The organism is Paraclostridium benzoelyticum, from assembly GCF_001006285.1.
GTDB classification, from domain to species: domain Bacteria; phylum Bacillota; class Clostridia; order Peptostreptococcales; family Peptostreptococcaceae; genus Paraclostridium; species Paraclostridium benzoelyticum.
Window position 1 is genome coordinate 1 of sequence record NZ_LBBT01000180.1, and the last position, 6,693, is coordinate 6,693.

Here is a 6,693-nt window from a genome sequence, read left to right on the forward strand (position 1 = left end):
TATAGCTTTTTTTATATTTAATCTTGATAAATTAAAAAAAGCTCTAGTCATTCCACATCCAAAACATTTTATTTCAAATAAATTATACCATAAACAAAAACTTTTACTTTCTATATAGCTAATTGGAATTAAGTATATTATTGTAATTACAAAAATGTATACTAAAAATCTAATTATTTTACCATTGAAGTGGTTCCCCATTATCATCCGTTATTTTATCTATTATTATAAAAATCAAATCCACAATTACCCAAATTCCACTAATTATAGTAGTTATTCCACAGGTTAATATTCCCCCTAAAGTTAATGCTAGTAAAATAAACCCTTCTGTGTTATCTCCTACATAAAATCTGTGTATTCCCATAGTTCCAAATAATATACATAAAATTACAGCCATTAGCTTACTCTTTGTTCCTTTTGTATTAACTCCTGAAAATCTTTTTTTAAGTTCTACCCCACAGTAAATACATATATCTGCCTTTTCATCAGTTTCTTTCCCACATGCATAACAGTAGGAATTTCCTCCCCCCCTTTTTACTCCACATTTAGTGCAAACAGATGACTCATAATCCATTTCATTTGCACAGTTTCTACAATATATTTTTCGATTAGTAGAATCCTTAATTTTAGGTATATAAGGCTTATTTAATTCATTTCCACAACTTATACAAAACTTTGAATCTTCATTTACTTCATTTCCACAAAACTTACAAAATTTATTTCCTTTTCCTATCGAAACTCCACAATCTACACATATGCTTGCATTTTCTTTCAGTTCATTTCCACAGTTTTTACAATACAATAATAATCCCCCCCTAATATTTAAGCTTTAAAACTTCTATATTATATTTATTGCTATCATATTATATGCTTGCAAAAATCTTTCTTATACACAATATCTTTTTTCATTTTTTGTATATCTAAAATTTCTCTATGTTACCTCACAAATATATGAGTTTTAACTAAGTTTTGATATCCTTGGTTTAAATTATCTGTATGTACAATGTTTTTAAAATTAATTACGATATTTAGCTTTCCAGATTCTATGTGTAATTAAATAAAAAAGCTACTTCAAAAATATTTTATAATTATTTTGAAGCAGCCCTTTTTAATAAATTATTTTATTTTTAAAGAACTACATATTCCTCCACATTCTAAACAAACACAATCAGGTTCTTTGCTTTCTGTAATTTGAATAGATATCGAGTCACATTTATAACATTTTAATTTGTAAACACTCCCACTTTTTAAAAGTGGTTCAACTAAACTTTCTTTCTGTTCTCCCATTTCATCTCAACTCCCAAAATACATTTTATTTTTTTAACTATAGCATATATATCTCTATCTATACAAAATAAGTATATTATTTATATCCCCCCCTAATATTACTATTTTTTATTATTTACTACTGTAATTCTTTTTTAATTTCATTATCTGATTTTATCTCTTCTGGATTTTTTTGTTCTAAATAAACTTTTACATCCTGTTGACCAGTTCTTATTTCAAACCATTTTTCAATATTGCCTATGTTGTTTGCTAAGTTTTCATCACTACTGTACAGAACAAGTGTAGGAATCTCTTTAGATTTATCCTTTTCACCAATTAAATATCCTACATATACTTCATTTACTTGAGGATATATGGACTTTAACTCTTTTGCAATTTCACTTGTTCCCATTTCAGATTCCTTAATTTTTTTTTCAACTTCATCTTTATTTTTCAACTGATTATCTATTATAAAATCACTACTTTTACTTTTAACTTCATTTATATATTTATCAATATCTGAAATTTTACTTTCATCTTGTTTTATAACTAATTTTTTATCTTCAAATCCATAATCGCTTAAACTTTGTTGTAATTCTTTTAGATGATTGCTAGAAATTTTTTCCCCTACTACAACAAGTGTAATAGTATCATTTTTTTCACTTACATTTTTACTTACAACATATTGATTTCCTAACTCTTCTCTTATAAATTTATCTAAATTACTTTCATCTAGAGTTTCCTTTATCATACTAACAGCAGAAAACATACTTGGTATTATAACAATAATAGATGCTATTATTATAATTTTTTTAACTTTTCTTTCTTTTATATCGCATACATTTATTCTTGTTGGTATATTTAATGCCTTTGTGACTATAACAGTTGCTATCGTTATAAAAAATCCATTTATAAAAAATAAATATCCCGCTCCAAAAAACATTCCATATTGTTTTGTCGCTAATCCATATCCAGCAGTACAAAGTGGGGGCATAAGTGCAGTAGCTATTGCAACTCCAGGTATAACATTACTTGACTTATTACGGGTAATTCCTATCATACCTGCTATTCCACCTACAAAAGCTATTATAACATCCCAAATAGTAGGGCTAGTTCTTGATAATATTTCACTTCCAGCTGTTGTTATTGGAGTAATTGAAAAGTAAAGCGTAGACGTTACTATACTTATTACGATTGAAATTATCAAAATTCTGAAAGCTTCTCTTAAAAGCTTCACATTATATGTTCCTACTCCATAGCCTATTCCTATAATTGAACCCATTAATGGAGAAATTAACATAGCTCCTATAATAACAGCAGTTGCATTCATATTCAATCCAACAGACGCTATTATTATTGCACAAATTAAAATTATAAAATTCGCTCCATGTACATTCATTCCCTCTAATATATTTTCATGAATTTCTTCATGAGTAGCTTGATTTCTTGTGAATTCATATATAAATTTTTCTTTATTTATTTTCATTTCATTGCCTCCTACACAGTATATATATAATTATGTCACTTAATCTCGTTTTAAATTTACTACAATAGGAAAATTTATACAAGTTTATGAATTAATGTTGTAATTTTTAGTAAATAGTTATATAAATCAAAAACCTTGTTAATACTAGTAGTCGGAGGTAATTTTATGGAAGAATTTATAAATTTTTTAGATAGTAATTTATACCTTAATGGTTTTAAAATGATTAAACTAAGTAGTAATAAAATTCTTATATTTAAATCTTTTAGTAAGTATTCTAAATGTATTTATATAGATATTATCGATGATATAATACAAGTAAAAATAGATAAAATTTTTGATGTTTATGGATTTTATAATGGGATTGAACGTTTAATGCTTCCTAAAAATTCTTTTAACGATATGAAAAGTTCATTAAACTACATTCAAAAAAATTGCAGATAAAAATTGTCTGTGATTAACGAAAAAAAGACCTCTATATTTAGAGGCCTTTTTCTTTATTATTATAATATTATAATTCCTTATTTTAAACATGCTATTCCTAAAACACTAGGTCCTGAGTGACAAGAAACACAAGCTCCTATTCTAAAAGGATATACGTTTCTTGGCTGTAACTCTTCTTTTACTTTTTCCATAAATTTTTTATGTTCATTTACATCATCACCGTATCCAACATAAACATCTTTATCAGAGAAGTCTTCACCTATCTCTAATCTAAGTTGCTCTATCAATGAAGGTATTATTTTTTTACTACCTCTTACCTGAGTCTTTTGCTTAACTAAGCCATCTTCTATTTTTAATATAGGTTTTATATTAAGTAAAGTTCCTATAGCAGCTTTAGTTCCTGATATTCTTCCACCTTTTTGTAAGTAGTCTAATGAATCAACAGAGAAAAATACATTTACCTTTTCCTTTTCTTCTTCTAATTTATTCATAATTTGTTCTATATCATATCCTTCAGTTGCCATTTTAGCAGCTTCACCTATTAAAATTCCACCGCCTATAGAAAGTCCATATGTATCAAATATATAAACCTCTCCCTCAATATCATTTTTAGCTATCATAGCTGATTGATATGTTCCAGATGCAGCAGATGAACCCGCTAAGTATAAAACTTGTTTACCTTCACTTATGTACTTTTCAAAAGTTTCTTTAAATGTAGCATATGTAATTTGAGATGTAGATGGTATATTCTCACTACTTCTTAGTAATTTGTAAAATTCATCTTCACCTATGTCTACTCCTGCTTTATACTCTTTTCCTTCAAATATTATAGTTGTTGGCAGTACCTCTACATCATATTTTTTCATTATATTCTCGGGTACATCATTCATTGTATCACATAGTATTTTTATATTACTCATTATATAAACTCCCTTTGTAAAAAGTAACTTAATTTAATTCTAAAATAATTATACATGTATATGAGTTTAATATCAAACTTTATTAATATTTTAATGTGTATTATTTTACAGTTATAACTTCCTAATTCTGTGGAAATCTATTTAAGAAAGGATGTGTTTATATGAGTCATAATTTCAAAAAAGGTGAATACGAAAAAGCTGTTGAACATGCTAAGGCATTACTTGAAAATAACGTTGGAATGTCAGATATCCTAGCTAAAACAAATTTATGTGAAAATGATGTTAAGAAAATAATAGAAAAAAGACAAGCTGAATTAAATGATAATCATCCAGATTTCCATTAGATAATTTATGGACTTTCTAAATTTTTAGAAAGTCCATAAATTTTTAATGATTTTAAAATTATTATTTTAAGCAAATTTTAATAAATTTTTTCTTTCCTACTTGAACTATGATAGTTTCATTTATATTTATATTCTTTATATCATCTAATTTTTCATTGTTAATTTTAATACCACCTTGTGTTATAAGTCTTCTAACTTCACTTTTACTGCTTACTAATTTATTTTTAACTAACTCATCTATCAAATCAAATTCAGATTTTAATACTTCTATAGTTTGTATATCATTAGGTATTTGACCTTTTTGGAAAACTTCTTTAAATCTATTTTCCGCATCTATAGCTTTTTCTTCTTTATGGTATAATTTAACTATTTCTTTAGCTAGGTTCATTTTTATATCCCTAGGATTTACTCTATTTTCTTCTAAATCTAGTTTGATATTATCTACTACATCAGGATGAATATCTGTTACTAATTCAAAGTATTTGATTATAAGCTCATCAGGTATAGTCATAGCTTTTTCATACATTACATTAGCTTGTTCATCTATTCCAATATAATTTCCTAAACTTTTGCTCATTTTATCTTTGCCATCTAATCCTTCAAGCAAAGGCATAAATATATTTACTTGAGGTTCTTGGTTAAATTCTTTTTGTAACGATCTTCCCATTAGCACATTAAATCTTTGATCAGTTCCTCCTAGCTCTATATCTGCTTTTATCTCAACTGAGTCAAATCCTTGCATTAGTGGGTAGAAAAATTCATGTAGTGATATTGGAGTCTGACTTTCATATCTTTTTTTGAAATCTTCTCTTTCAAGCATTCTAGCTACTGTAGTAGTAGATGCTAAACTTATAGCTTCCTCAAAACTTAACTTTGATAACCATTTGCTATTAAAGACAATTTCCGTTTTTTCTTTATCTAATACTTTTAAAATTTGTTCCTCGTACGTCTTAGCATTTTCTAGTACTTGCTCTGTGCTAAGAGCCTTTCTAGCCTTAGATTTTCCTGTAGGATCTCCTATTTTTCCTGTAAAATCTCCTATAATTATAACTACCTTATGACCTAAGTCTTGTAACTGCTTCATCTTTCTTAGCACAACGGTGTGTCCTAAGTGTATATCTGGTGCACTAGGGTCTAATCCTAATTTAACTACCATAGGTTTATTTTCTTTTTGAGATTTTTCTAGTTTATTTTTAAGGTCTTCTATCCCTATTATTTCATCTACACCTTTAGATATTATTCTTATTTGTTCATCTATGCTTTTCATAATTAATCCTCCTTAAAATTTTATATAAATTAATTTTTAAGGATGGGAGCTTAAATATTATACGGCGCCAATACAATAAAAAAACTCCCGCCCTTATAAAAAGGACGAGAGTATTACTCACGTGTTACCACCTTAATTCATCATTATTTCGCAATAATGACCTCTTCAAGTACGCCAACTTATTGGGATACTCTAGCACTATAACGTGTGCAAAATCCGGCAACTGCCTACTAGTTGTTATCTTTCGGAGTGCAGCTCAGAGATGTATTCAAGCTAAATTATCTTTTGCCCCTCTCACCAACCGGGTACTCTCTGTAAAGATTACATTAACCTTACTCTTTCTCGTCAAAGCTTTTTTTATAATTGCTTATTTTTATAATATGACTTTTTAATATATTTTGTCAATACTTTTTAAAAATATTCATAATTATTAAAATTTATCAATTTAATAATCATCATACTTATCCCAGTCTTCTTCTTGTTTCTCTTTTTTTCTTTCTATAACCTTTAAGATAAGTAATATTATACTTCCAACTATAATAGCTACGTATGCACATATAACTATCATTCCTATAAAATATAACAATTTATTTTTCTTCCTCTATAACTACAGCCGTTCCATAGGCTAGCATCTCTGCTGCTCCTTGCATGACTGCAGCTGATGTTAATCTAAATCCAATTATAGCATTAGCTCCTTTGTTTTCTGCGTCTTCAACCATTCTTCCTATAGCTACTTTTCTAGCTTCTTCTAGCATTTCATCATAACCTTTTAGCTCTCCACCAACTAATTGCTTAAAACTTGCTCCAATGTCTTTTCCTATATGTTTTGCTCTTATAGTGCTTCCTTTCACTAACCCAACAACTTCTACTATTTTTTTCCCTGGTACATTTTCAATTGTTAATATTTGCATGTTAATACCTCCTTTTTAGTTATTAATAACTTATATATATTATATACTATATATAAAG

Annotated in this window: 10 protein-coding genes and 1 other annotated feature; of the genes, 2 read left to right on the plus strand and 8 right to left on the minus strand. The window is 27.4% G+C overall.

The genetic code is table 11. From position 1 onward, the window contains the following. From VN21_RS08320 to VN21_RS08330, 4 genes are all read right to left on the minus strand, one after another. The coding region (locus tag VN21_RS08320; protein ID WP_046822839.1) for a DUF2752 domain-containing protein at nt 1–201 on the minus strand (201 nt) is incomplete at its 3' end. Further along, complete coding sequence (locus tag VN21_RS18910; RefSeq protein WP_052952016.1) at nt 179–802, minus strand: TM2 domain-containing protein; 624 nt, start codon at nt 800–802, stop codon at nt 179–181. The genes VN21_RS08320 and VN21_RS18910, both read right to left, overlap by 23 nt. Before the next feature lie 314 nt (nt 803–1,116). Then, complete coding sequence (locus VN21_RS18650; RefSeq protein ID WP_161794383.1) at nt 1,117–1,287, minus strand: hypothetical protein; 171 nt, start codon at nt 1,285–1,287, stop codon at nt 1,117–1,119. Nucleotides 1,288–1,405: 118 nt separating this feature from the next. Continuing rightward, nucleotides 1,406–2,752 (minus strand): DUF389 domain-containing protein, encoded by a 1,347-nt coding sequence (locus VN21_RS08330; protein WP_052952017.1) that lies wholly within the window; start codon nt 2,750–2,752, stop codon nt 1,406–1,408. A gap of 165 nt (nt 2,753–2,917) precedes the next feature. On the opposite strand from VN21_RS08330, the gene VN21_RS08335 reads away from it, so the two are divergent. Further along, a complete protein-coding gene (locus tag VN21_RS08335; RefSeq protein WP_046822840.1) occupies nt 2,918–3,193 on the plus strand; it encodes a hypothetical protein in 276 nt (91 codons plus the stop codon). 77 nt (nt 3,194–3,270) lie between these two features. Here VN21_RS08335 and VN21_RS08340 read toward each other — a convergent pair whose 3' ends face one another. After that, nucleotides 3,271–4,113, minus strand: a complete 843-nt coding sequence (locus tag VN21_RS08340; RefSeq protein ID WP_046822841.1) for a DegV family protein — start codon at nt 4,111–4,113, stop codon at nt 3,271–3,273. Between the two features lie 161 nt (nt 4,114–4,274). Here VN21_RS08340 and VN21_RS08345 point away from each other — a divergent pair, with 161 nt between their 5' ends. Next, nucleotides 4,275–4,457, plus strand: a complete 183-nt coding sequence (locus VN21_RS08345) for a hypothetical protein (RefSeq protein ID WP_046822842.1) — start codon at nt 4,275–4,277, stop codon at nt 4,455–4,457. Between the two features lie 61 nt (nt 4,458–4,518). Here VN21_RS08345 and tyrS read toward each other — a convergent pair whose 3' ends face one another. The 3 genes from tyrS to VN21_RS08355 all read right to left on the minus strand — a co-directional run bounded on the left by tyrS (nt 4,519) and on the right by VN21_RS08355 (nt 6,635). Next, on the minus strand, nt 4,519–5,724 hold the full coding sequence (gene tyrS / locus VN21_RS08350; RefSeq protein WP_046822843.1) for a tyrosine--tRNA ligase: 1,206 nt from the start codon (nt 5,722–5,724) through the stop codon (nt 4,519–4,521). Nucleotides 5,725–5,821: 97 nt separating this feature from the next. Beyond that, nucleotides 5,822–6,082, minus strand: a binding site (T-box leader). Nucleotides 6,083–6,169: 87 nt separating this feature from the next. Next, nucleotides 6,170–6,310: a hypothetical protein gene (locus VN21_RS18655; protein WP_021431096.1), complete on the minus strand. Its 141-nt coding sequence runs from the start codon at nt 6,308–6,310 to the stop codon at nt 6,170–6,172. A gap of 1 nt (nt 6,311) precedes the next feature. Continuing rightward, nucleotides 6,312–6,635 (minus strand): heavy metal-binding domain-containing protein, encoded by a 324-nt coding sequence (locus VN21_RS08355; RefSeq protein ID WP_021431097.1) that lies wholly within the window; start codon nt 6,633–6,635, stop codon nt 6,312–6,314. Nucleotides 6,636–6,693 lie beyond the last annotated feature (58 nt).

Excerpts from the sequence above, each read along its gene's own strand:
- VN21_RS18650 (WP_161794383.1), bottom strand. The coding sequence starts at position 1,287 with ATGGGAGAACAGAAAGAAAGTTTAGTTGAACCACTTTTAAAAAGTGGG.
- VN21_RS08330 (WP_052952017.1), bottom strand. The coding sequence starts at position 2,752 with ATGAAAATAAATAAAGAAAAATTTATATATGAATTCACAAGAAATCAA.
- VN21_RS08335 (WP_046822840.1), top strand. The coding sequence starts at position 2,918 with ATGGAAGAATTTATAAATTTTTTAGATAGTAATTTATACCTTAATGGT.
- VN21_RS08340 (WP_046822841.1), bottom strand. The coding sequence starts at position 4,113 with ATGAGTAATATAAAAATACTATGTGATACAATGAATGATGTACCCGAG.
- VN21_RS08345 (WP_046822842.1), top strand. The coding sequence starts at position 4,275 with ATGAGTCATAATTTCAAAAAAGGTGAATACGAAAAAGCTGTTGAACAT.
- tyrS (WP_046822843.1), bottom strand. The coding sequence starts at position 5,724 with ATGAAAAGCATAGATGAACAAATAAGAATAATATCTAAAGGTGTAGAT.
- VN21_RS08355 (WP_021431097.1), bottom strand. The coding sequence starts at position 6,635 with ATGCAAATATTAACAATTGAAAATGTACCAGGGAAAAAAATAGTAGAA.